This window comes from Pseudohalocynthiibacter sp. F2068, assembly GCF_023015645.1.
GTDB lineage: Bacteria > Pseudomonadota > Alphaproteobacteria > Rhodobacterales > Rhodobacteraceae > Pseudohalocynthiibacter > Pseudohalocynthiibacter aestuariivivens.
The window spans coordinates 114089-136036 of record NZ_JALKAK010000006.1; the positions used below are offsets into that span (position 1 = coordinate 114089).

At 53.5% G+C, this 21948-nt stretch carries 22 protein-coding genes; 11 read left to right on the forward strand and 11 right to left on the reverse strand.

Going from position 1 to position 21948, the window contains the following annotated elements:
• Positions 1 to 202 precede the first annotated feature (202 nt).
• Together parE and MWU63_RS09115 are read left to right on the forward strand one after the other, a co-directional pair.
• Positions 203 to 2170: a DNA topoisomerase IV subunit B gene (gene parE / locus MWU63_RS09110; protein ID WP_213887636.1), complete on the forward strand. Its 1968-nt coding sequence runs from the start codon at positions 203 to 205 to the stop codon at positions 2168 to 2170.
• A 56-nt stretch (positions 2171 to 2226) separates the two neighbouring features.
• Positions 2227 to 2760, forward strand: coding sequence for a hypothetical protein (locus MWU63_RS09115; RefSeq protein WP_213887635.1), 534 nt, complete (start codon positions 2227 to 2229; stop codon positions 2758 to 2760).
• Positions 2761 to 2839: 79 nt separating this feature from the next.
• On the opposite strand, the gene MWU63_RS09120 is transcribed toward MWU63_RS09115, so the two are convergent.
• On the reverse strand, positions 2840 to 3034 hold the full coding sequence (locus MWU63_RS09120) for a hypothetical protein (protein ID WP_213887634.1): 195 nt from the start codon (positions 3032 to 3034) through the stop codon (positions 2840 to 2842).
• Between MWU63_RS09120 and MWU63_RS09125 the strand changes: the two genes are divergently transcribed.
• Positions 3033 to 3476, forward strand: a complete 444-nt coding sequence (locus tag MWU63_RS09125; RefSeq protein WP_213887633.1) for a DMT family transporter — start codon at positions 3033 to 3035, stop codon at positions 3474 to 3476. The genes MWU63_RS09120 and MWU63_RS09125 overlap by 2 nt on opposite strands.
• A gap of 8 nt (positions 3477 to 3484) precedes the next feature.
• On the opposite strand, the gene MWU63_RS09130 is transcribed toward MWU63_RS09125, so the two are convergent.
• From MWU63_RS09130 to proS, 6 genes are all read right to left on the reverse strand, one after another.
• Positions 3485 to 3889 carry a cytochrome c gene (locus tag MWU63_RS09130; RefSeq protein WP_247077626.1) on the reverse strand — a complete coding sequence of 135 codons (405 nt, stop codon included), beginning with the start codon at positions 3887 to 3889 and terminating at the stop codon, positions 3485 to 3487.
• Between the two features lie 24 nt (positions 3890 to 3913).
• On the reverse strand, positions 3914 to 4318 hold the full coding sequence (locus tag MWU63_RS09135) for a c-type cytochrome (protein ID WP_247077628.1): 405 nt from the start codon (positions 4316 to 4318) through the stop codon (positions 3914 to 3916).
• Positions 4319 to 4445: 127 nt separating this feature from the next.
• Entirely contained in the window at positions 4446 to 5423 is a 978-nt protein-coding gene (locus MWU63_RS09140; RefSeq protein ID WP_247077630.1) for an Ldh family oxidoreductase, read from the reverse strand.
• A gap of 32 nt (positions 5424 to 5455) precedes the next feature.
• Complete coding sequence (locus MWU63_RS09145; protein ID WP_213887629.1) at positions 5456 to 6133, reverse strand: ABC transporter ATP-binding protein; 678 nt, start codon at positions 6131 to 6133, stop codon at positions 5456 to 5458.
• A complete protein-coding gene (locus MWU63_RS09150; protein WP_247077631.1) occupies positions 6126 to 7403 on the reverse strand; it encodes a lipoprotein-releasing ABC transporter permease subunit in 1278 nt (425 codons plus the stop codon). Before MWU63_RS09150 ends, MWU63_RS09145 begins: the two co-directional genes overlap by 8 nt.
• A 154-nt stretch (positions 7404 to 7557) precedes the next feature.
• Entirely contained in the window at positions 7558 to 8895 is a 1338-nt protein-coding gene (gene proS, locus MWU63_RS09155) for a proline--tRNA ligase (RefSeq protein WP_213887627.1), read from the reverse strand.
• A 144-nt stretch (positions 8896 to 9039) separates the two neighbouring features.
• On the opposite strand from proS, the gene MWU63_RS09160 reads away from it, so the two are divergent.
• The 3 genes from MWU63_RS09160 (at position 9040) to MWU63_RS09170 (ending at position 11648) form a co-directional block, all read left to right on the forward strand.
• A complete protein-coding gene (locus MWU63_RS09160) occupies positions 9040 to 9975 on the forward strand; it encodes an aldo/keto reductase (RefSeq protein WP_213887626.1) in 936 nt (311 codons plus the stop codon).
• Positions 9975 to 11057 (forward strand): FAD-binding oxidoreductase, encoded by a 1083-nt coding sequence (locus tag MWU63_RS09165; protein WP_213887625.1) that lies wholly within the window; start codon positions 9975 to 9977, stop codon positions 11055 to 11057. Before MWU63_RS09160 ends, MWU63_RS09165 begins: the two co-directional genes overlap by 1 nt.
• A gap of 198 nt (positions 11058 to 11255) precedes the next feature.
• A complete protein-coding gene (locus MWU63_RS09170; RefSeq protein ID WP_213887624.1) occupies positions 11256 to 11648 on the forward strand; it encodes a response regulator in 393 nt (130 codons plus the stop codon).
• An 86-nt stretch (positions 11649 to 11734) separates the two neighbouring features.
• On the opposite strand, the gene MWU63_RS09175 is transcribed toward MWU63_RS09170, so the two are convergent.
• The 3 genes from MWU63_RS09175 to MWU63_RS09185 all read right to left on the reverse strand — a co-directional run bounded on the left by MWU63_RS09175 (position 11735) and on the right by MWU63_RS09185 (position 16390).
• Entirely contained in the window at positions 11735 to 12739 is a 1005-nt protein-coding gene (locus tag MWU63_RS09175; protein WP_213887623.1) for a class I SAM-dependent methyltransferase, read from the reverse strand.
• A 112-nt stretch (positions 12740 to 12851) separates the two neighbouring features.
• Positions 12852 to 13739, reverse strand: coding sequence for a DMT family transporter (locus tag MWU63_RS09180; RefSeq protein ID WP_213887622.1), 888 nt, complete (start codon positions 13737 to 13739; stop codon positions 12852 to 12854).
• Positions 13740 to 13882: 143 nt separating this feature from the next.
• Positions 13883 to 16390: an FAD-dependent oxidoreductase gene (locus tag MWU63_RS09185; protein WP_213887621.1), complete on the reverse strand. Its 2508-nt coding sequence runs from the start codon at positions 16388 to 16390 to the stop codon at positions 13883 to 13885.
• 185 nt (positions 16391 to 16575) lie between these two features.
• Here MWU63_RS09185 and panC point away from each other — a divergent pair, with 185 nt between their 5' ends.
• The 3 genes from panC (at position 16576) to MWU63_RS09200 (ending at position 19119) form a co-directional block, all read left to right on the forward strand.
• On the forward strand, positions 16576 to 17421 hold the full coding sequence (gene panC / locus MWU63_RS09190; RefSeq protein ID WP_213887620.1) for a pantoate--beta-alanine ligase: 846 nt from the start codon (positions 16576 to 16578) through the stop codon (positions 17419 to 17421).
• 10 nt (positions 17422 to 17431) lie between these two features.
• Positions 17432 to 18241 carry a 3-methyl-2-oxobutanoate hydroxymethyltransferase gene (panB, locus tag MWU63_RS09195; RefSeq protein WP_213887619.1) on the forward strand — a complete coding sequence of 270 codons (810 nt, stop codon included), beginning with the start codon at positions 17432 to 17434 and terminating at the stop codon, positions 18239 to 18241.
• Positions 18242 to 18324: 83 nt separating this feature from the next.
• A complete protein-coding gene (locus MWU63_RS09200; RefSeq protein ID WP_247077632.1) occupies positions 18325 to 19119 on the forward strand; it encodes a TauD/TfdA family dioxygenase in 795 nt (264 codons plus the stop codon).
• A gap of 320 nt (positions 19120 to 19439) precedes the next feature.
• On the opposite strand, the gene MWU63_RS09205 is transcribed toward MWU63_RS09200, so the two are convergent.
• Positions 19440 to 20426 (reverse strand): D-glycerate dehydrogenase, encoded by a 987-nt coding sequence (locus MWU63_RS09205; RefSeq protein ID WP_213887618.1) that lies wholly within the window; start codon positions 20424 to 20426, stop codon positions 19440 to 19442.
• A gap of 128 nt (positions 20427 to 20554) precedes the next feature.
• Here MWU63_RS09205 and MWU63_RS09210 point away from each other — a divergent pair, with 128 nt between their 5' ends.
• Both MWU63_RS09210 and MWU63_RS09215 read left to right on the forward strand, forming a co-directional pair.
• Entirely contained in the window at positions 20555 to 21073 is a 519-nt protein-coding gene (locus MWU63_RS09210) for an SH3 domain-containing protein (RefSeq protein ID WP_247077634.1), read from the forward strand.
• The gene (locus MWU63_RS09215) at positions 21057 to 21947 is read left to right on the forward strand and encodes a cation diffusion facilitator family transporter (RefSeq protein WP_247077638.1); all 891 of its coding nucleotides are present in this window, start codon (positions 21057 to 21059) and stop codon (positions 21945 to 21947) included. Before MWU63_RS09210 ends, MWU63_RS09215 begins: the two co-directional genes overlap by 17 nt.
• The last annotated feature ends 1 nt before the right edge of the window (position 21948 follow it).

The following is a 21948-nucleotide window of genomic DNA, read 5'->3' on the forward strand; positions in this document are numbered from 1 at the left end:
AGCGACAGAGAAACGTAGATTTCTGAAGGTCCATTTCGGTGGAGTCTTGCTTTGGAGTGTGAACGCGCCAAGCAAAACATAAAAGAATGCATTTACCTATGGGCATAGCGCCGTAAAACAGCATATTTTGTGAAAATCACATGGCTTGCCCCAATGGGATGTTCTATTATCCTCGAAACAGCCAATAAAAGAGCAGCAAAACATGGCCGACGACCTACTTCGGGAAAATGAACCGGAAACTGCATATGACGCGTCTTCTATCGAGGTTCTGGAGGGGCTGGAGCCCGTCCGCAAACGCCCCGGTATGTACATCGGTGGCACCGATGAACGTGCGTTGCACCATCTGGTGGCCGAGGTGCTCGATAACTCCATGGACGAGGCTGTCGCCGGGCACGCCAACCGGCTTGAGGTCGAGCTGAACGAAGATTATTCTGTCACGATCCGCGATAATGGCCGGGGTATCCCGGTAGACCCGCATCCCAAGTTTCCTGACAAATCAGCGCTTGAAGTTATTCTTTGCACTCTTCACGCGGGTGGTAAGTTCAGCGGCAAGGCCTATCAGACATCTGGCGGTCTGCACGGGGTTGGCGCATCCGTCGTAAATGCCTTGTCAGACTACATGCGTGTCGAAGTGGCGCGGAACAAAGAACTCTACATGCAGCAGTTTTCACGTGGCATACCAGATGGCCCGATCGAAAAGATTGGCGCCGCCCCGAACCGCCGTGGCACGATGGTGACGTTCCACGCGGATGAGCAGATTTTCGGCCATCACAGGTTCAAACCCAAACGCATGATTACCATGGTGCGCTCCAAGGCCTACTTGTTCTCCGGCGTTGAAATCCGCTGGAAAAGCGCAATTGATGATGGTGAAACCCCGACCGAGGCCGTGTTCCACTTTCCGGGCGGGCTGGCGGATTACCTGAACGAACGGATGAATGGCTCTACCGCCTATGCAGACACGCCCTTTGCCGGGAAAGTGCAGTTTGCCGAGAAATTTGGCGCTGACACCGCCGGATCTGTCGAATGGGCGATCAACTGGACCCCGTCACGCGACGGGTTCATCCAAAGCTATTGTAACACAGTGCCTACGCCCGAGGGCGGCACACATGAGGCCGGGTTCTGGGCGGCGATACTAAAGGGTATCCGCGCGTATGGCGAGTTGGTGAACAATCGCAAAGCCAGCCAGATTACCCGTGACGATATCATGAATGGCGGCTGCGCACTGGTCAGCTGTTTCATCCGCGAACCGGAGTTTGTGGGCCAGACCAAAGACCGCCTTGCGACGACCGAGGCACAGCGGCTGGTCGAAAATTCGGTTCGTGACCATTTTGACAACTGGCTTGCAGGCAACACCAAGGCCGCAGGCGCGATCCTTGATTATCTGGTGCTGAAATCCGAGGAGCGCCTGCGCCGCCGTCAGGAAAAGGAAACCGCACGCAAGTCAGCCACGAAAAAGCTGCGCCTGCCCGGCAAGCTGACCGATTGTTCGGCCACCAACCGCGAGGGGACAGAGCTGTTCATCGTCGAGGGGGATTCTGCCGGTGGATCGGCCAAAATGGCGCGGGACAGGAAGACACAGGCGCTGCTGCCGCTGCGCGGAAAAATCCTGAACGTGCTTGGGGCGGCTTCGTCAAAAATTGGCACGAACGCCGAGATTAATGATTTATGTCAGGCGCTTGGCGTTGGGATCGGCACCAAGTTCAACGTTGATGATCTGCGCTATGACAAGATCATCATCATGACCGATGCGGATGTTGACGGGGCGCATATTGCGGCGTTGCTGATGACGTTCTTCTTTACCCAGATGCGCCCGATGATCGACAAGGGGCACCTTTACCTGGCCTGCCCGCCGTTGTTTCGCCTGACCCAGGGCGCAAAGCGCGTTTACTGCACCGATGAGCTGGAAAAAGAGGCGGCGCTGGCCAAGGGGCTGGGCGGCAAGGGCCGGATCGACGTGTCACGCTTTAAGGGTTTGGGCGAGATGGACGCAAAAGACCTGAAAGACACCACGATGAATCCCGAAACCCGCAAGCTGATCCGCGTGTCGATAGACGAGGACGAGCCGGGCGAAACCAGCGATCTGGTGGAACGCCTGATGGGCAAAAAACCCGAGATGCGGTTTCAGTACATTCAGGAAAACGCCCAGTTCGTTGAGGAGCTGGATGTTTGAGGACTGTTCCGCCTAGCAAATACGTTTATGGACCCCTTCGATCCATTCAAATCTCTGTGGAAGATATTGTTGGAATAATTTCAGACAGCGCTGAAGACCCAGAAATCGTAGAGTGTGAAAGTAATTCTATAGTCTACGTAGGTGTTAGCGAAATAATGAAAAACGCTAATAATATCAGCTCTCCTTATAAATTTGAATTTGATGGCATCACAATGGAATTGAGCGATGTGGGAGTTTCAATCAATTCAACTCGCGAACAAGAGGCCGTTGTTTTAACAATTATAAACTCACTAGATTACTTCAAATCGATATGGGTTTGGTGGAGACATCCGCTGGGCGACCTCGTCTCTAGGGTGTGTTTTGTTCTGATTGTAAGTGTTTTCTATAATTATCTCGCCAACTTTTTCGGGGAAAGTACTGCTGACACCGAATTTGTCATTCTTTTCTTTCTAGCTTCAATTCTAACGCTTCTTCTAATTTGGCCTGTTTTAAGAGTGATCGCCTATTTGTTATCAAGTAAAGTAACGAGAAAAAAAATCGAAGTTTCTGGGTACGTAATAGAGACGAGATTTTGGTTTACGTTTTACTAATCCTCATTTCATTATCTGTTGGATGGTATTTAGGAAATTCTTCAGCCGCGTCTCACCAGCTTGAGGATACTATTGAAGACTAGCCAACCATGATCTTGCCTCTGGCAAGATCATGGGCCCGCCCCCGTGGGGGGCGTGGGCGGGCCTGTTGCTTCCTCAAAGGCAGCGATGGGTTAACAGAAATCACAAGCTGCTTATCTGGCCCTGCCGTTTCCGCCTTGAACAAAACGCGGGTTTCACCCAATTTACGGCAAACCAATTCGGAGTCTGCCATGCCCCCCACCATGTTTTACGCGCTTACCATGCTGCTTGCTGGCTTTGGCGTTCCGATACTTGCGGCACTCAATGCAGCCCTTGGGCAACGGCTCGGCTCGCCGGTTGCGGCGGCGATGATCCTGTTTTGCGTGGCTTTGCTGGGCACAGGTATTGTTCTGATGTTCGCAGGTCCCGGCCCGTTGAAACACGCGGTCGGCGCGCCAAAGCACCTGTTTCTGGCGGGGCTGCTGGTTGCATTCTACGTGCTGACCATCACATGGGCCGCACCAAAATTCGGCGTTGGCAATGCGGTGTTCTTTGTGCTGCTGGGGCAGTTGATCTCTGCCGCTGCCATTGACCATCTGGGGCTGTTTGGGGCGCAAATCTCGCCCCTGTCGCTGACCCGCGCGGCGGGCATCGGCATCATGGCGGTTGGAGTGTTTGTAACGCAACTGGCCTAACGAGGGACTTAACCGTCCTGAATGCTTTCAAGATAGATCATAAGTGCGGCAAGCGGCCTTGGGGTTGGGGTCATCACCCCATCGCCCGTATCAACAGGCACCTGCTCGCCCCGTAACAGCGCACCGAATTCAGGCATGTTCGGCCCCGGTAGCGCCTCGCGGTGATAACCGTCGATCATCGACAGCACCTCTGCCCGTGGAAAAACCCCGCCGTTGCGCAGCGCGATTTGTGTTAGATCCTTGGGTGCGGTTCCTGTGACATCGGAAACAGCACCGTCCCCCCGACCCGACGCACCATGGCAGATCGCGCAGTTGTCATCATATAACGCCTGCCCTTCATAAGGTTCCGGCATTGCGTCTACGGTGCAGGCGGCAATAAATCCCAGACCCACAATTCCTGCCAAATACTTCATACCTGCGCCCCTTCGTTTCCCGCGTTATTCTGTCTGCAACGTTTCGAGGTAGGCCAGCAAATCAGCGATTGGCGCACTGGTCAGGATCGGTTGACCCGCGGGTGTTTTCACGGCTGTATCATCGCCTTCAAAGAAATCCCCATAAACGGGCATCGAACTGCCGTGACTGACCAACGGGTCACGCCCATCGATACGTGCAACAACCCGTTCGGTCGGAAAGACGCCATCGTTTGTTGCGGCAAGCTGTCTGAGGTTCGCTGGCTGAACAAGAAGAACCGGTGCCATCGGGCCGCTGCCCAGCGCCTCTGCCCCGTGACAACTTACACAGTGGCGCAAGTAAAGTGCTTGGCCGTCTTCCGCGTCCTGGGCTACCGCTGGTCCTGCAAGGCACGCCGCAAAGAGCAAAGTCAGATATTTTCCAGTCGCCACAACACGTCTCCTATTTCTGTTTTGTTCAATCACTCTCGCACAACCATCCGGGCGCAACATTGATCCGCATCAGATAGCGCTACCTTTTGGGTATCGGGCTATCGTGGCCAAAATACGATGCACTTCTTTATCGTGCCAGCGATTGCACCAATTCCCAAACATTGTCTTCAACAGCTATGACCTGCATTGGCTTTTTGCCAGCCCCGGGCATGCGCGCGCCTTCTTCGGCGTCAATCGCGGCCTGCACCTGCGCCATCCGGTCAAAGAATGCACCGGACACATCGGGGTCCATCAGGATGTAGAACTGGCCAAGGTCATGCGGCGGCCCCTCGGGGGCTTTCAGCGGTTTTACATCACGCGAAACGACGCCACCGGTCATACCCGCCGCCAGCAGCTCGGCCATCAGGCCAAAGCCCCAGCCTTTGTAGCCGCCCGTTGAGACCAAGGAACCGGCAATGGCTGCGGCGGGATCAGTGGTCGGCTCACCGTTCGCATCTACGGCCCAACCTAATGGGATAGCCTCACCCGCGGCCTTGGCCATGGTAATTTTGCCAAGCGCAACCGTGGTGGTTGACTGGTCAAACTGCATCGCGATACCGCCCTGCCCGTCCGGTGCTGAAAAAGCGATTGGATTTGTGCCAATGATCCGGGTCTTTCCACCCGGCGGGGCCACGATGGGCGATGCATTGGTAAACCCAATCCCGATAAGGCCCGCACGCGCGATCTGTTCTGTGAAGTAACCAAGCGACGTGCAGGTGTGGGCATGACAGATGGCAAGTGTCGCGGTGCCATTTTCACGCGCAGCATCAAGCGCTTGCGGCAATGCACGTGCAAAGGCAGGTTGTGCAAAACCATAGCGCGCATCGACAGAAATTGCGCCGGGCCGCGGACGGCTGACAACTGGTTCCACATCACCTTTAACGCGGCCGGATTTGAGTTGTTGGCAATAGCTTTCAAGATAGTAAAGCCCGCAGATTTTGTTGCCGACGGATTCAGCAGCGCGAACGGCGCGTGCAACCTCTGTCGCAATCCAGGGTTCTGCCCCATGATAGGTCAGGGCCGCGTGCGTTGCTGTTTCTATTTGATCTAGCGTTACTTCGGGCATTTCATATCCTTCGGCATTTGCCTTGAAAAAAGTTAGACGAGCACCCCATGCTCCAAATGCATCACCCGGTCCATCCGGGCGGCAAGGTCAAGGTTATGTGTGGCGATCAAGGCTGACAAACCCGTTTCGCGGACAAGTTCCACCAATGTTCCAAAGACCTGATCCGAGGTTTCAGGATCAAGGTTTCCCGTAGGCTCGTCCGCCAGTAAAAGACGCGGCTGATTGGCAAGTGCGCGGCAAAAGGCAACGCGCTGCTGTTCTCCGCCAGAAAGTTCTGCGGGGCGGTGATGCGCCCGCTCTGCAATCCCGACGCGGCTCAGCAGGCTGGTCGCATGCGCCTCTGCAGCAGCTTGCGCCGTGCCATTGGCAAGCTGCGGCAGAACGATATTTTCAAGCGCCGAAAATTCCGGCAACAGGTGGTGAAACTGATAGATAAACCCGACACCCGCCCGCCGTATCGCCGTGCGACGGCGATCTGAAAGATGCGCCACCTCCTCGCCCGCAATGCGAATGACGCCACTGTCAGGCGTGTCTAACAATCCGGCGATATGCAAAAGGGTCGATTTGCCAGCCCCGGAAGGAGCAACAAGGGCAACGATCTCGCCTTCGCTTAGTTTGAGATCTGCACCTTTAAGTACGGAAACTTCACTGATCTTTCCCTTGTTGTAGGCTTTGCTGATACCTTCAAGTTCCAAAACGGCATTACTCATAACGCAGCGCCTCTACCGGGTTCATCCGTGCAGCGCGGCGTGCGGGGAAAAGCGTGATAACAAAGGACAAACCAAGTGACAGGGCAACTGCGGCAAGCACATCCCCCAGCATGAGCTTGGCCGGGAGCCTGTAGATACCACGAACGGATGCATCCCAGACTTCGCCACCTGTCGCGCTGTTCACAAAAGCGAGGATCATGTCGAAATAGACTGCAAACAGGCACCCAAGAACCACACCCAATAGAGTGCCAATCAGCCCGACAAGCGCGCCACAGATAAAGAACACCCGCAAGACGGACCCTTCCGTAAGGCCCATGGTTCGCAAAATCCCGATGTCGCGGCCCTTGTTTTTCACAAGCATCACAAGACCCGAAATGATGTTGAGCGAAGCGATAAGCACAAGAACCGCCATCAGAACGAACATCACCGTATCTTCGATATCAAGCGCACGCAGGAAAGAGCCCGAGGCATCCCGCCATGTCCAGAGCAGCGTTCGCTCGCCCCCTGCTTTCATCAAATCGGCGTTCAGTTCATCGACGAGTTCGGGATTTTCAACCATGATTTCAAGTTCATCCGCCAAACCCTCGCGGTTGAAATAACTCTGCGCTTCGGCGAACGGCATATAGACGCGGGTATGGTCGATGTCATAGCGGCCCGCAGAAAAGATATAGACAACCTCATAGGCCTTAACGCGCGGGCTGGTGCCCATCGCAGTGCGCACGCCATTGGGAGAGATCAGCCTGATTCGGCCACCGATCCCAACACCAAGGTCAGTTGCGACACCCGCGCCAAGTGCGATCCCCTCGTCAAACCGCGCTATATCGCCCTGCCCGGTATTTGCATCCGCGATCCGCGGTATCCCCTTAAGGTCCTCAAGCGCAATGCCGAAGACCTGAACACCAATGTTGTAGCTTTGGTTGTTGGCCATGACCTGACCCTTAACCAGAGGGGCTGCACGAACAACGCCGGGGACCGCCCTTACAGCTTCAGCTTTTTCTGCGTAGTCATCAATAACCCGCGTGATCTGGCCGGTTTCGGTCACGATAGAAGAGTTGTAGAGGGTGACATGCGCGTTCGCGCCAAGAATTGTATCAACAAATTCCGCGCGGAACCCGGCACGCACGGCCATGGTGATGATCAGGGCGGCGACAGCCAGCATAATACCGATCAACGATATCCAGGTCATAACGCTGACCCCGCCTTCGGTGCGGCGTGCGCGCAGATATCGCCATGCGATCAACCATTCAAAACGTGCGAAAGGGCCGGTCAAAACTGCTCTCCGTTTTTGTTGTACAAAGTCTGTGGGGGCAGACGCCCGGGGTCAAGTCCGAGAGCTGCAGGTGGGCAAATTTCCCCGCCCACGAGGCCCCAAAATCTTTGCAAAAGATTTTGACAAGAGTTTTGATAAAACTCTTGGACCATACTCAGAGGTTTGCGTAAATTTCGGCGACGCGCGCAACTGCCGCGTCCGGTGCCATTTCTTGGCTTTCCCCGGTTCTCCTGCTGGTCAACTCAACTACCCCGTTTTTCAATCCGCGTGGGCCGACGGTGATCCGCCACGGCAAGCCAATCAGATCCATCGTTGCGAATTTTCCGCCCGCGCGTTCGTTGCGGTCATCATAAAGCGGCTCAAGTCCGTGAGACTCAAGTGCGCTATATAGTGCTTCACATGCGGCATCTGCCTCTGCATCGCCCTGCTTGAGGTTCACAATCCCACAATGGAACGGAGTCACGCCTTCGGGCCAGATTATGCCCTTGTCGTCATGGCTGGCCTCAATAATCGCGCCGACCAGACGGCTGACGCCAATCCCGTGACTGCCCATATGAACCGGAATCTGCTCCTGCTTATCGTTGATGACTGTTGCCCCCATCGACTCGGAATACTTCGTGCCGAAATAGAAAATCTGCCCAACCTCGATGCCTCGCGCAGAGCGGCGGCGTTCTTCCGGCACATTGGCAAAGGCAGCTTCGTCATGAGTTTCATCTGTGCGGGCATAGCGAGAGGTGAATTCTTCAAGAACATTTTGGCATTGCTCGACCGAGTCATAGTCTATCTCGCGGTCGCCAAATTTCAGGTCAGTGATCGCGCTGTCGTAGAAAACTTCGCTTTCTCCGGTATCGGCGAGGACCAGAAATTCGTGCGTGTCATCGCCGCCAATTGGCCCTGAATCAGCGCGCATAGGTATGGCCTGCAAACCCATACGTTCATAGGTCCGAAGGTAGCTGACCAAATGGCGGTTGTAGGCGTGCAAAGCATCTTCTTTTGAAAGGTCGAAGTTATAGCCGTCTTTCATGTAAAACTCACGGCCCCGCATCACACCAAACCGTGGGCGGCGTTCATCGCGGAATTTCCACTGAATGTGATAAAGCGTTAGTGGCAGGTCTTTGTAGCTGCCAACATGCGCGCGAAAGATATCAGTGATCATCTCTTCGTTGGTGGGGCCAAACAACATGTCATGCCCGTGCCGGTCTTTGATCCGCAGCATTTCTTCGCCATAGTCTTCGTAACGACCGCTTTCACGCCAGAGGTCCGCAGGCTGTATCGTTGGCATCAGCATCGGGATATGCCCGGCACGAATTTGTTCTTCGTGCACGATGTTTTCGATGTTCTTCAGCACTTTGAATCCAAGCGGTAACCAGGAATAGATACCGGCGCTTGACTGTTTGATCATGCCAGCGCGCAGCATGTAGCGGTGGCTAACAATTGACGCTTCTGAAGGGTTTTCTTTCAGCACGGGAAGAAAGTAGCGGGTCAGGCGCATGAGCAGCGATATCCTTGCGAATTCTCTAATTTTGCCCGGTCTAGGCTATCGCGTTGGTCCAGACAAGAGAGCGCTGCGGCTTGTTACCTCGTTCAAGCATAAATTGGGCTTTTCCTTTGCTTCGGTGCGTGCCAGTTTCTCTCCATGAAAAACCTGCTCACCAGTCCCGATGGAACCGCGCCCTCTGCACTTTGTTTTGGCGCTATGCAGTTTGGCGGCAAAGCCAGTGCCGATGAATCACGCGGTATGTATGATGCCTGCCGCGTGGCGGAAATAAACTTTTTCGACACCGCTTATGTGTACACCGATGGCGCCTCTGAAACCTTGCTTGGAAAGTTCGCTGGGCCAGAGCGAGAGAAACTGATTATCGCGACCAAATGTGCGTGGAAAGATGGCGCAGGTGCCGCCAACATAAACGCGCAGTTTGACAAAAGCCGGGCGCGGCTTGGCATGGATATGGTTGATATTCTTTACCTACATAAATGGGACGGCGATACAGAACTGGCGGAAAGTTTTGAGGCGTTGGCCACGCTGCGTGATGCAGAAAAAATTCGATATGTCGGATTGTCGAATTTTTCGGCATGGCAGGTCATGAAGGCCGCAAATGTTGCCGCAGAGTTTGATCTGCCGATCTCGATATTGCAGCCAATGTATAACCTCGTAAAACGTCAGGCAGAGGTTGAGATTCTTCCGATGGCTTTGTCCGAAAGCATTGCCATTGCACCCTATTCTCCACTGGGCGGCGGATTGCTCACCGGGAAATATGCGAGAGGTGAAGGTGGGCGCCTGCTTGATGACAGCAGCTACACAAAGCGTTACAGCCCCGATTGGATGCATGAGGCGGCAAGCGCATTGAAAGAACTGGCCGCAGAGGTTGGCCAGCATCCGGCAACGCTTGCCGTAGCATGGGTCGCGCAGAACCCTGCGGTCACGGCACCGATCATCAGCGCGAGATCCGTTGAACAGCTGCGTCCTTCTTTATCAGCGGGCAAATTTGAAATGTCTGATGCGCTTTACCAAAGAATGTGTGACCTATCCCCTACTCCACCTCCTGCGACAGATCGACTGGAAGAAGCCTGATGCGCGATTTCTTGATTATTGGCGGCGGTATTGCCGGAATATCCGCTGCTGCCCGCCTGTCGCATCTGGGAACTGTAACATTGCTTGAGGGTGAATCCGGGCTTGGCTACCACGCCTCTGGCCGGTCCGCTGCAATGTTTGAAGGCACGTATGGTTTGCCCAGCACCGTGGCGCTGAACAAAGCGAGCTACACGTATCATCGCGACGCAAACGGCGGAGTTCTATCACCGCGCGGCATGCTTTTGCTGGGTGGCGTGGAACAGGAAGATCTGTTTGCCAGAGATTGTGAAATCATGGAAATGACGCGGATCAGCCGGGATGAGGCGCTGGCACATGTCCCGATCCTGAACCCTGCAACCGCGACACAGTTTGGCTACCACGCCGAAGCCTGGGACATAGATACAGACCTTTTGATCCAAAATTTCGCACGCGAGGCGCGGGGCAATGGTGGAGAAATCCTGACCAATGCGCATGTGACTGCCATTGAACACACCCAAAACGGCTGGCAGGTCGACAGCAGCAAAGGAACATACGAGGCCCGGCTACTGGTGAATGCGGCAGGTGCCTGGGTTGACCATGTCGCAAACCTTGCGGGGGTTAAACCGCTTGGCGTTCAGCCCTATCGCCGCTCCATGGCACGTTTACCTGCCCCGGGTGGGCACGATGTCAGTAGCTGGCCAATGATGTTTGGGCCCGGCGAAAGCTGGTATTCCAAACCCGATGCAGGAAAGCTGCTGGTGTCCCCCGCCGAAGAAGACCCGGTTGAGCCGCACGATGCCTGGGCGGACGACATGGTGCTTGCCGAAGGGCTCGCGCGGTACGAGGCGATGGTGACAGAACCGGTCACACGCCTTGAAACCAGTTGGGCAGGGTTGCGTACCTTCGCACCGGACCGATCGCTCGTTATTGGATTTGACCCAAAGCAAAGTGATTTTTTCTGGGTCGCCGGGCAAGGTGGATACGGCTTTCAAACCTCACCAGCGGCAAGTAAACTGGCGGCTGACCTGATTGAAGGGAAGCAACCGGAAATCGACGCCGTCACAGTTACGGCACTTAGCCCAAGTCGCTTTGGAAACCACTAGAATATTTGGCTTTTGATCTTCCCCTGCAATGCCGATAGCGGTATGTCGTCGCCCCCAAACTCTCTAAGGTTGTGTGAAGGGTTGAATGATTATATCGTTGATTTGAAAATTCATTTTTTTTCATCGTAATAAAGGGAAATGAACAGACTTCTTAGCCTGTCTTCCTGTTAAACAAGCGTTTCGAAGGAAAGTTGATACATGGCGCAGCTCAGAAAAATTTTACATGTTGATGATGACGAAGACACGCGCGCCGTCACCCGGTTGTCACTTGAATTGGTGGGGCACTTTATTGTTGAGCAATGCGCCTCCGGTAGCGCGGCAGTTGAGACCGCAAAAGCATTTTCGCCGGATTTGTTTTTGCTTGATGCAATGATGCCAAATATGAGTGGTGAAGAAACCTTGCGAGAGCTTCACAAGGTGCCGGAATTTGCAAATACTCCAGCGATATTTTTGACCGTCAAGGCAGAAGAAACCGCAATAGAAGGCTTGATGAAAACGGACGCAATTGACGTGATCACCAAACCGTTTGACCCTGTCGAACTTGGCGAGCAGATCACTGCAGCATGGGACAAGTTCCAAAAAGGGTCCTGAAGTCAGATTGGTCCCGGTAATCAGGAACCATTTTTTATTTATTACAACATCTTGGAACTGAAAGTTGATTCAGTGCAGACGCTGGATCAGCACTGAACGTAGTATAGGTAGCGCGCGATTTTTCCAGAATTGATATCGGGCAAGTAATCCTCTTCAGCTTCGCGAATGAGGCTCTCGGCGATAAAGCCGTTGCCCTCGGCCTCAAACCTTTGCTTCAAGTCAGCTGCCGCTTTCCAGTTTTTGCGCCAGAAGCCCCCAATCTGAACCGTGTAGTCACGGGTCGTGAAGGACACCCCAAGATTGGTAAGTGCCTTTGAAAGATCGGCAGACTCAGGTGCCAACTCAGACTGGTCATCGCCGTCCGCTATGTGATGGTTCATGAATATTCCCATTCGACCACCCGGGCGCATAGCGATCATCAGCATCGACAACGTCTTTTCAAGGTCTGAAACCCAATAAAGGGTATCAAGCGAAATGACCGCATCTATGGAGTTTTCAGACAAATCAAGTGCATTCATATCGCCTTGTAAAAACTTCAGCTTTGAACGTTTCGCTTTGGTTCGTTCAACTGCCTCGGCAATCGCCGGATCGGCGTAGTCCAGCCCGGTGACAGATACATCTTTCTGGTCAGAAATATGTTCCGCAATCACACCGGCGCCGCAACCAAGATCCAAAACCTCTTCTCCCGGTTTGAGATCCAGAAGCTCGAGCAGATCATCAAGTGCGGCCATATCTGTCTGGCCTTCCTGACATAAATCCTTACCGAAAACCTGCCTGCAAAGCTCTGAATGCGCCGCACTTGCACGCGCCGCCTGATAGAACCTTTGGTAATAATACCAGTACATATCGGGCCGCTGGTGGTGATATTGTTGCGCCAGGGGATGACCGCTTTCAGTTAGGCGGTAGCCCTTTTGATCGCCTTCGATCAGGCCCTTTTTCTGAAGGCTGAAATAGGCGTCAGACCAGTCTTCAAGGAAAATCCAAAACCTGTCAGCCTCTGCTTCCAGCGAATGCCTATCTGTATCTTTGCTTTCGACACGCGCCTTTTCCAGTGACGCAAGAACTTGAATTTCCGCTTCTGAAAGTTCCATTCTGGCCTCCTTCAATCAAAAGAGATTTGCTATCTGAACATAAAAAAGAGCCTGGAGACAAATCACTAAATTGAAAAGCTTGTTTGGCACGCCAGTTTTGCGGGCGCACAACTTAAAAATTCTCACGCGGTGTAAGCAGAACTTCAAACAGACAAGCACCGATGATGAGCACAGCGCCCAGCCATTCGATTGGCGACATATGCTCTTCTGGCAAAAACAGGCTTGCGGTGATCACTGCAACAAGAACTTCTGACATCATAAGCAAGCCAACCCGCCCCGGAAACAAAAACTTTTGCGCCCAGAAAAGAACAACAACCGCGGGCAGGATGGCAAAAACCGAAATCATAGACGCAAAAGGTATAAGGCGATTTGCTAAGTCTGGGTGGGGTATATCGACGATGCTGACAGAATATCCCAGCACCAGCGCACCAAGTGTCGTGAAGGCGAATTGAAACATCGTCATTCCCGGCAAAGGCACTGCATCAAACCGCATAATCATTGCCGCACCAAGCGCCCAGAAAACCCCGGAAAATAGTGCGAACACATCCCCGATGTTGAAAGGGACAGAACCACCGCCTGACACCAGAAGCACCAAACCTGCGAGGCCACCTAAGATCGCGGCCCATCGCTGCCAGGATGCTTTTTCGCCAAGCCATACCATGCCAATCAGTGTTGCCCAGACCGGTGTAAGATAGAAAAGCAGCGTTGCGCGCACGACGGACGAATATACCAACCCAGAGGCATAAAGCGCCAGACCGAATCCTGCCAAGGCACCAATCGCGGCGGCTTTACCAAGACTTTCCTTATGTGAACGCCATTGCAACAAAACAACGACTGCAAGCGCGCAGGCAGCGGGGAAATTTAGTAAGGCAATCGCCCACGTACCGTCCACACCCTGATTTTCCAGATACCGTAGTGGAATCCAGTAAAGCCCCCACGCAGACGCAGAAACAAACACTGCCCCTGACGCAAAGCCCGGGGTTGGAGGATGAAGCTGCATCACACGGCTTTCCAGAAAGACTTACAACTTCGCGGCTACACCAACAGGACGCGGGATGTCAAAGCGCAACCTCGACACCAAAGCTAGGGGGGATGAAACTTAAAACCGCCCGGAGTCGTGGAGGACTCCGGGCGCAACGACACTTACCCGTCTATACGGATCACCGCGTTTTTCGGATCATAGGGGCTATCTTCGACGATCTCCGCATCCCAAAGCTCGCGTTGCAGCCGCACCTTGAGCTTTGTTCCGACTTCAGAATATTCTGGCCTGACATACCCCATGCCGATGGATTTTTCGAATGCCACAGAATACCCACCAGAGGTCAGGCGACCCACGCGGGTACCGTCAGGTGTATAAAGCACCTCACGACCCCATGGATCAGCATCAGATGGGCCATTTATCAGCAAGGTCACGCATTTTACGCGGACACCGGTTTTTTCCATCGCTGCTTTGCCATTGAACTCTTTTGATAGGTCAACAAACCGCGGCAGATCAGCCTCTAGGGGATTCGCATCACGGCCAAGTTCGTTGCCAAAGGCACGGTAGGATTTTTCCTGACGCAACCAGTTTTGAGCACGAGCACCAACCAGTTTCATTCCGTGTTTTTCGCCCGCTTTTTCAAGCAGATCAAACAGGTAATTCTGCATTTCAATCGGGTGGTGCAGCTCCCAGCCAAGCTCACCCGTGTACGCAACGCGGATCGCATTTACCGGGCACATGCCAAGTTCAATCTGCTTGGCAGACAGCCATGGGAACCGCTTGTTGGACAGCGCGGTTTCAGGATCAGCGTCTTTGATGACGTCTTTCAGAACATCGCGGGATTTTGGACCAGCAATGGCGAAAACACCCCATTGTGTCGTTACATCCTGAATTTCGATGTAGCCAAATTCATCCATCTTGTCTTCGGCCGCTTTACGCAGGAAGTCCGCGTCATATTCTGTCCACGCCCCCGCAGAGACGAGGTAGTAATTATTCTCGCCATTCCGCACGATCGTGTATTCCGTGCGGGTGGTTCCATGGTCTGTCAGGGCATAGGTCAGATTGATACGGCCGATCTTTGGCAGCTTGTTACAAGTGAACCAGTCAAGAAACTGTGTGGCACCTGGGCCTTTAACAACGTGCTTGGTAAAGGCAGATGCATCAATCAGACCAACGCCATTGCGGATCGCCTTGGCTTCTTCCACGGCATATTGCCACCATTCGCCGCGGCGGAAAGAGCGGCTGTCGTGGTCGAAATTTTCCGGCGCATCCAGTGGGCCGAAATAGTTGGGGCGCTCCCATCCATTCACAAAACCAAACTGTGCGCCACGCGCTTTATGACGGTCGTAGGCTGGAACAGTTCGCAAGGGGCGGCACGCAGGGCGCTCTTCGTCAGGGTGGTGCAGGACATAAACGTGATCGTAGCACTCTTCGTTCTTTCGCGCTGCAAACTCGGTGGTCATCCAGTTCTGGCTGTAGCGTTTCGGATCAAGCGATGCCATGTCGATCTCGGCTTCGCCTTCAACCATCATTTGTGCCAGGAAGTATCCGGTACCACCTGCAGCAGTGATCCCGAAGGAAAACCCTTCCGCAAGCCACATGTTGCGCAAACCCGGTGCAGGGCCAACCAACGGGTTGCCGTCAGGGGTGTAACAGATCGGGCCGTTGAAATCGTCTTTCAAGCCGCTTTCTTCGCACGAGGGAACACGGTGGATCATCGCCATATATTGTTCTTCGATCCGCTCCAGATCGAGCGGGAACAGGTCAGCACGGAAACTGTCGGGCACACCATGCTCAAATACGGCAGGTGCGTTTTTCTCATAAACACCCAGAATCCAGCCACCGCGTTCTTCGCGCACGTAGCTTTGTGCGTCTGCATCCCGAATAACCGGGTGCTCCGCATTCCCCTCGGCACGGTATTTCACCAGTTCCGGGTCCTGATCCATAACAATAAACTGGTGTTCAACCGGAATCGCCGGAATCTTGATGCCCAGCATTTTAGCGGTGCGTTGCGCGTGGTTGCCGGAGGCGGTTACAACGTGTTCGGCTGTCACGACGATCTGTTCGTCTGACGGGACAAGGTTGCCACCCTTTTCGATCATTTTAGTACAGGTCACTTCCCAGGCTTCGCCGTTCCAGTGGAACGCATCCGCCTGCCATTTGCGTTCAATCACTACTCCGCGTTGCCTCGCGCCCTTGGCCATCGCTTGCGTCACATCTGCCGGGTTAATGTAGCCATCGGTATTGTGATAGATCGCGCCTTTCAGGTCGTCTGTGCGGATCAGCGGCCAGCGCGCCTTGATTTCATCCGCGGTCAACCATTCGAATGGCACTTCGCAGGTTTCAGCCGTTGACGCATAGAGCATATATTCATCCATACGCTCCTGCGTTTGTGCCATTCGCAAGTTTCCGACGACTGCAAAACCGGCGTTGAGGCCAGTCTCTTCCTCAAGCGTTTTGTAGAAGTCCACAGAATACTTGTGGATATGGGTTGTCGCATACGACATGTTGAACAGCGGCAGCAAACCTGCGGCGTGCCAGGTTGAACCAGAGGTCAGTTCATCCCGCTCCAACAGCATCACATCTTCCCAGCCCGCTTTAGCCAGATGATATGCGATGGAACTTCCTACTGCTCCACCACCAACTACCAGTGCTTTGACATGCGTTTTCATCGTCACGACTCTCTTTGGAATTTTCTGATGTTAATTTGACGGATTTTCCCGTGAAATGAGAGGTCCATCCGACCCAACATAGCGCGAAACCGACCTGCACGCGAAATGATGTAAGGCAGAATTTATTTTGCAGTCGCAGCATTATCTTGTCATAACACGCTGAGGATAGAAAAAGAGAAGCCGGAATGTACGTTTACCACAACGTTCGCGATATCCGTGGCAGTGTCGCTTCCATGCGCAATGGCGGAGCACGGGTCGGTTTGGTGCCGACTATGGGCGCGCTTCATGCCGGACATCTTGCATTGGTGAAAGAAGCATCCCGTATCTCGGATCAGGTTGTTGTTTCGATCTTTGTCAATCCGACACAGTTTGAAAACGCCGACGACCTGGCCGCCTATCCGGACACAATTGACGAAGACCTTAGACAACTGAGAGCCGCAAATGTAGCTGCCGTCTTTATGCCGGATGCCAATGTGATTTACCCGGAAGGCGCGGAAACGATTGTCGAAACAACACGCCTTGCGAACATGCTGCATGGGCTTGTCAGGCCAGGGCATTTTCGTGGTGTCACAACTGTTGTCGCCAAACTGTTCAACATCGTGCAACCCGATGTCGCTGTGTTTGGTGAAAAGGATTATCAGCAATTGCAGGTCATTCGTCGAATGGTTCACGATCTGCATTTTCCAGTGGAAATCGTGGGGCTCCCGACTGTACGCGAGGCGGACGGTCTTGCGATGTCTTCGCGCAACCTGCGTCTTGCAGCAGAAGATCGTAAAGCTGCTGTTGTTCTGAACCAGTCTCTGGACGAAGCGGAACGACTGGTCGCCAAAGGATGCACCGTTGAAACCCTGCGTGACGCCGTTAAAAGCGTTATCTCTGCAGAACCCCGTGCTAGTGTGAAAGCCGTGGATATCTGTGGTGCCGACGATTTGTCAGAGGTATCCGGCCAAATCACCTCGCCGGTCGCAATCATGATTTCCGCGCAATTTGGCGAAACACTACTGATCGACCAGCGCGTCGCCCACCCATAAGGAGCCTTCAATGTCCGTTCAAAACAAAGTCCGCCGCACAACCGTTCCGCAAATTGCTGCGCGTAAAGGCGGAGAACCCATTGTTTCGCTTACCAGCTATCACGCCCATACCGCAGCTATCGTCGACAAATACGCCGACTTTATTCTCGTCGGGGACAGTCTTGGCATGGTGATGCATGGTATGGACAGCACGGTTGGCGTCCCGCTTGATCTGATGATTATGCATGGCAAGGCGGTGGTCAGAGGCACGGAAAAAGCGCTTATCGTCGTCGACATGCCCTTTGGAACTTACGAGGAAAGCCCAAACATGGCCTTTCGCAATGCGGCAAAAATCATGAAGGAAACAGGGTGTGGCGCGGTAAAGCTTGAAGGCGGAACACGCATGGCAGAGACGATCAGATTTCTGACCGAACGCGGTATTCCAGTGATGGCCCATACCGGTCTTACACCACAATCAAGCCACGTGATGGGTGGCTTCAAAACGCAAGGGCGCGACGAGGAAACATGGGCCGCACATGAGGCAGATGCTACTGCCGTTGCCGAAGCGGGTGCTTTTGCCGTCGTTCTTGAAGGAATGGTTGAACCGCTGGCGGCAAAAATTACGAAACAGATCGACATTCCGACAATAGGCATTGGCGCCTCGGCCGATTGCGACGGCCAAATTCTTGTGCTTGAGGATATGCTGGGCATGAACCCATGGACACCGAAATTTGTGAAGGTCTACGGAACTCTTGGGCCAATGATCGAAAAAGCAGTGTCTGATTACACTGACGAAGTAAAAAGCCGGGTGTTCCCGGGGAAAGATCAAACCTACAACTGACACGCACGGGATCTTTTGTCTTTTCCCAAACAGGCAACCCGGTGTTAACATCAGTCACTCTCCTTTGAGAAAAGGAGGGGTCTTTGACATTTGAAATCAACCAGTTGACGAGGCACATCGGTGTCGAAATCAGCGGCATCGATTTTTCGAAACCGCTCAGCGATAAAGTTCAGGACCAGATTTATGACACGCTGATGGCGCATCAGGTGCTCTTTTTTCGTGATCAAGACCTTTCGCCGGAAAGCCAGCTAGAGTTTGCGAAAAGCTTTGGGGAACCTGAACCCCCGCACCCAATTTGCCCACATGTCGAAGGCCACCCTCAGGTTATGTTGCTTGATTTCAGCATAGATAATCCTCCAGACACCGATGCTTGGCACACGGATGCAACCTTCAAAGCAGAGCCGCCATTCGCATCGATTCTGTATAGCCGCGTCATTCCGCCTGTCGGAGGAGACACGCTCTGGTCATCAATGACTGCGGCTTATGACGCACTGCCCAATGGTATGAAACAAGATTTGGCGGAACTTCGTGCGGTTCATAACATGAGCGACTTCCGCAACAACTTTACGGTCAATGAACCTGACGGTGACACAAACCGGCTCACAGCCGCACACCAACGGTTTGGCAGTGCTATTCATCCGATTGTCAGAAACCATCCGACGACGGGGCGGCCCTTTCTTTTTGCAGACCCCGGAGTCACCGTTCATGTGGTTGGCATGACATCTGTCGCGTCAAGACGCCTTTTGTATTATCTTTTTGACCATATGGACCAGCCCGAATTTCAAGTCCACTTCAAATGGAACGAAAATGCAATTGCCATATGGGACAACCGACGCACCATGCATTATGCCATTTCTGACTATCTACCACATCGTTGAATTAAGAACCGGGTTACAGTGACAAATGATTGTCGTTCCGATTCACTGACACACACGCAAAATTCCAAGCGCGCATAGGAGTATTAAGCTTGTAAAATGAGGCGCGGAACGCGCCACTGTTTTTACTCACCCCGGTTGGGGTTCGCTATGTGCTTCGCACTGAGGATATTTAAGGGATAAAGAAAGCGACAATCTTTACTTTCTTTATCCCTTAAATATCCCCGCGCAGCGCGCGAAACCGCACGAAGTGCCAGAAGAAGTGGCGCGTTCCGCGCCTCAGTTTGGTGAGCTCAATCCGAGGTAAAGCCGGGCGTTTCACATTAAAGCATGCTTGGAACAACAAGATCAGGCGGGCGGTGCCCGTCCGCATAGGTCTTGATGTTTATTAAAACTTTCTCACCCATCTCAACGCGGCCCTCTATCGTGGCGGAGCCCATATGCGGCAAGAGCACAACATTTTTTAGTTCTTTCAGACGTGGGTTGATTTCTGCACCCCGCTCGAAAACGTCAAGTCCCGCACCCGCAATCTCGCCCGTGCGCAGCATCCGTGTGAGCGCGTTTTCATCAATCACTTCTCCACGTGACGTATTAACGATGACCGCGGTTGGTTTCATAAGTTTCAATCGTCTGGAATTTATCAGGTGAAACGTGCTTGGCGTGTGAGGGCAATTGATCGACAAAACGTCCATACGGCTTACCATCTGATCAAGGCTGTCCCACCAAGTTGCCTCAAGCGCCTCTTCAATATTGGCGTGAACACGTTTACGGTTATGATAGTGGATCTGCATACCAAAGGCCTGGGCGCGACGTGCCACAGCCTGCCCGATGCGTCCCATTCCCAATATGCCAAGCCGCCGTCCTCCGACACGCCCACCGAGCAAGGCGGTAGGCGCCCAGCCCTGCCATTCGCCAGACTGCATGAGCGACAAACCTTCCGGAATGCGCCGCGTCACTGCCAGTAACAGTGCAAGCGTCATATCTGCTGTGTCTTCTGTCACAACACCTGGCGTATTGGAGACAAGAATGCCACGCTGACGCGCTGATTGCACATCAATATGGTCCACACCGGCACCGTAGTTCGCAATCAGCTTCAGTTTGTCCCCGGCTGCTGCCAGCATACCGGAATCAATCGTATCCGTGAGGGTGGGTACCAATACGTCGGCGCGTTTCATCGCATTGACCAAATTTTCCCGAGTCATCGGCAAATCATCTTCACGCAACTCCACGTTGAAAAGTTCCGACATCCGGGTTTCGACGACCTCGGGCAACCGTCGCGTCACGACAACACTTAGACGCTCAGCAGGCATTTTGCTCTCCCTCTACTTTCCAACAACTCTTCTTAATGGCAAAGTGACTGATAGAAACGCGGGACACAAGAACCCGGACGCCGCAGGACGGCAAAAAATGGTAACAGGCTATTTCGGGCGAGACCAGCATGACCCGCATTCTCATTATTGTTCTGGCAGTTTGCGCATTTTGGGCAAGCCAAACCCATGCCAATAGTCAGGATTCGTCGCAGGCAGTCGCGCGAGGGCCGGTGACCAACTTGCCAATACCGCGGTTTGTTTCGATGAAAGCGGCAGAGGGGAATGTAAGGCGCGGCCCCGGGCTGACACACCGGATTGACTGGATCTTCCGACATCCGCAAATGCCCTTAAAAATTACTGCTGAATACGGGAATTGGCGCCGCGTGCAGGACCGTGATGGTGCTGGCGGGTGGATTCATTACTCATTGCTATCCGGGGCTCGCACCGTAATTATTGAAGAAGACATGCTCGCTTTGCGAACCACCCCTGCTGAAAACGCCCCGGTAACAGCACGGCTTGAGCTCGGCGTGATCGCGAGACTCGGTGAATGTAACATCAATTGGTGTCGGATCACCGCAGACGGGTATCGCGGGTGGGCGCAAAAATCCACCCTTTGGGGTGTCGGTACCAATGAAGAACGCGAATGACCCGCATAAACAACGACTGAAACTTAGCCTTAGCGCTGGTGCGCTCTCCGTCAGCGTCGCGTTGGTTCTGGTTTTCCTGAAAGTATGGGCGCTTCGGGAAACAGGGGCATTGTCGATCGCAGCCTCGGCGGCGGATAGCGCACTTGATCTCATCGTGTCACTGGCAGGCCTTACGGCGATCATTTATGCGGCGCGGCCCCCTGACGAGGATCATGCCTTTGGCCACACCTCAGCTGAAGACCTTGTCGCGCTCGGTCAGGCGGTCTTTATTCTGATTTCCGCCGGTGCAATCTGTTGGGCCGCCATAAGCAGGCTAACATCAGAGTCCCCTGTTCAACTGAATGCCGAAGGCCGCGGAATGGTGGTCATGATTATTTCGATCAGCCTCACGGTTTTGCTGTTGCTTTGGCAGCGTCACGTCGTGAGGCGGACGTCAAATGCAGTGGTTCAGGCGGACTCAGTTCATTATCTGGCGGATTTAATTCCCAGTATCGGTGCGCTGGTGTCGCTTTGGGTTTCTTCCCGATATGGCTTTGCTTCGCTTGATAGTTTTGTGGCGCTTGGCGCTGCTGGTTTGCTCTTTTTTGGCGGCACACGAATAGGCAAGAAAGCCTGGGATGCATTGATGGACAGAAATGCAGATCTCGAACTCATTGCAGCGATAGAAGCAATCATTACCAATTGGCCAGGTGTTCTTGGCTATCATGATCTGAAATCACGTACAGCTGGATCAAAGGTTTATATTAACCTGCATCTGGAACTTGACGGTGATCTGTCTTTGAAGGACGCCCACGCTATTGGTGCCGCATTGAAACGCGATATAATCAGCCGTTATCCAGAGGTTGATCTGATTATCCATAAGGACCCTGTCTAAA

Coding starts and splice junctions, on each gene's coding strand:
- MWU63_RS09125 (WP_213887633.1), top strand. CDS start 3,033: ATGCCCCCCACCATGTTTTACGCGCTTACCATGCTGCTTGCTGGCTTT.
- MWU63_RS09175 (WP_213887623.1), bottom strand. CDS start 12,739: ATGGAACTTTCAGAAGCGGAAATTCAAGTTCTTGCGTCACTGGAAAAG.
- MWU63_RS09120 (WP_213887634.1), bottom strand. CDS start 3,034: ATGGCAGACTCCGAATTGGTTTGCCGTAAATTGGGTGAAACCCGCGTT.
- MWU63_RS09145 (WP_213887629.1), bottom strand. CDS start 6,133: ATGAGTAATGCCGTTTTGGAACTTGAAGGTATCAGCAAAGCCTACAAC.
- MWU63_RS09140 (WP_247077630.1), bottom strand. CDS start 5,423: ATGCCCGAAGTAACGCTAGATCAAATAGAAACAGCAACGCACGCGGCC.
- MWU63_RS09205 (WP_213887618.1), bottom strand. CDS start 20,426: ATGCCTGCTGAGCGTCTAAGTGTTGTCGTGACGCGACGGTTGCCCGAG.
- MWU63_RS09160 (WP_213887626.1), top strand. CDS start 9,040: ATGAAAAACCTGCTCACCAGTCCCGATGGAACCGCGCCCTCTGCACTT.
- panC (WP_213887620.1), top strand. CDS start 16,576: ATGTACGTTTACCACAACGTTCGCGATATCCGTGGCAGTGTCGCTTCC.
- MWU63_RS09180 (WP_213887622.1), bottom strand. CDS start 13,739: ATGCAGCTTCATCCTCCAACCCCGGGCTTTGCGTCAGGGGCAGTGTTT.
- MWU63_RS09210 (WP_247077634.1), top strand. CDS start 20,555: ATGACCCGCATTCTCATTATTGTTCTGGCAGTTTGCGCATTTTGGGCA.
- panB (WP_213887619.1), top strand. CDS start 17,432: ATGTCCGTTCAAAACAAAGTCCGCCGCACAACCGTTCCGCAAATTGCT.
- MWU63_RS09130 (WP_247077626.1), bottom strand. CDS start 3,889: ATGAAGTATTTGGCAGGAATTGTGGGTCTGGGATTTATTGCCGCCTGC.
- MWU63_RS09215 (WP_247077638.1), top strand. CDS start 21,057: ATGAAGAACGCGAATGACCCGCATAAACAACGACTGAAACTTAGCCTT.
- parE (WP_213887636.1), top strand. CDS start 203: ATGGCCGACGACCTACTTCGGGAAAATGAACCGGAAACTGCATATGAC.
- MWU63_RS09165 (WP_213887625.1), top strand. CDS start 9,975: ATGCGCGATTTCTTGATTATTGGCGGCGGTATTGCCGGAATATCCGCT.
- MWU63_RS09185 (WP_213887621.1), bottom strand. CDS start 16,390: ATGAAAACGCATGTCAAAGCACTGGTAGTTGGTGGTGGAGCAGTAGGA.
- proS (WP_213887627.1), bottom strand. CDS start 8,895: ATGCGCCTGACCCGCTACTTTCTTCCCGTGCTGAAAGAAAACCCTTCA.
- MWU63_RS09170 (WP_213887624.1), top strand. CDS start 11,256: ATGGCGCAGCTCAGAAAAATTTTACATGTTGATGATGACGAAGACACG.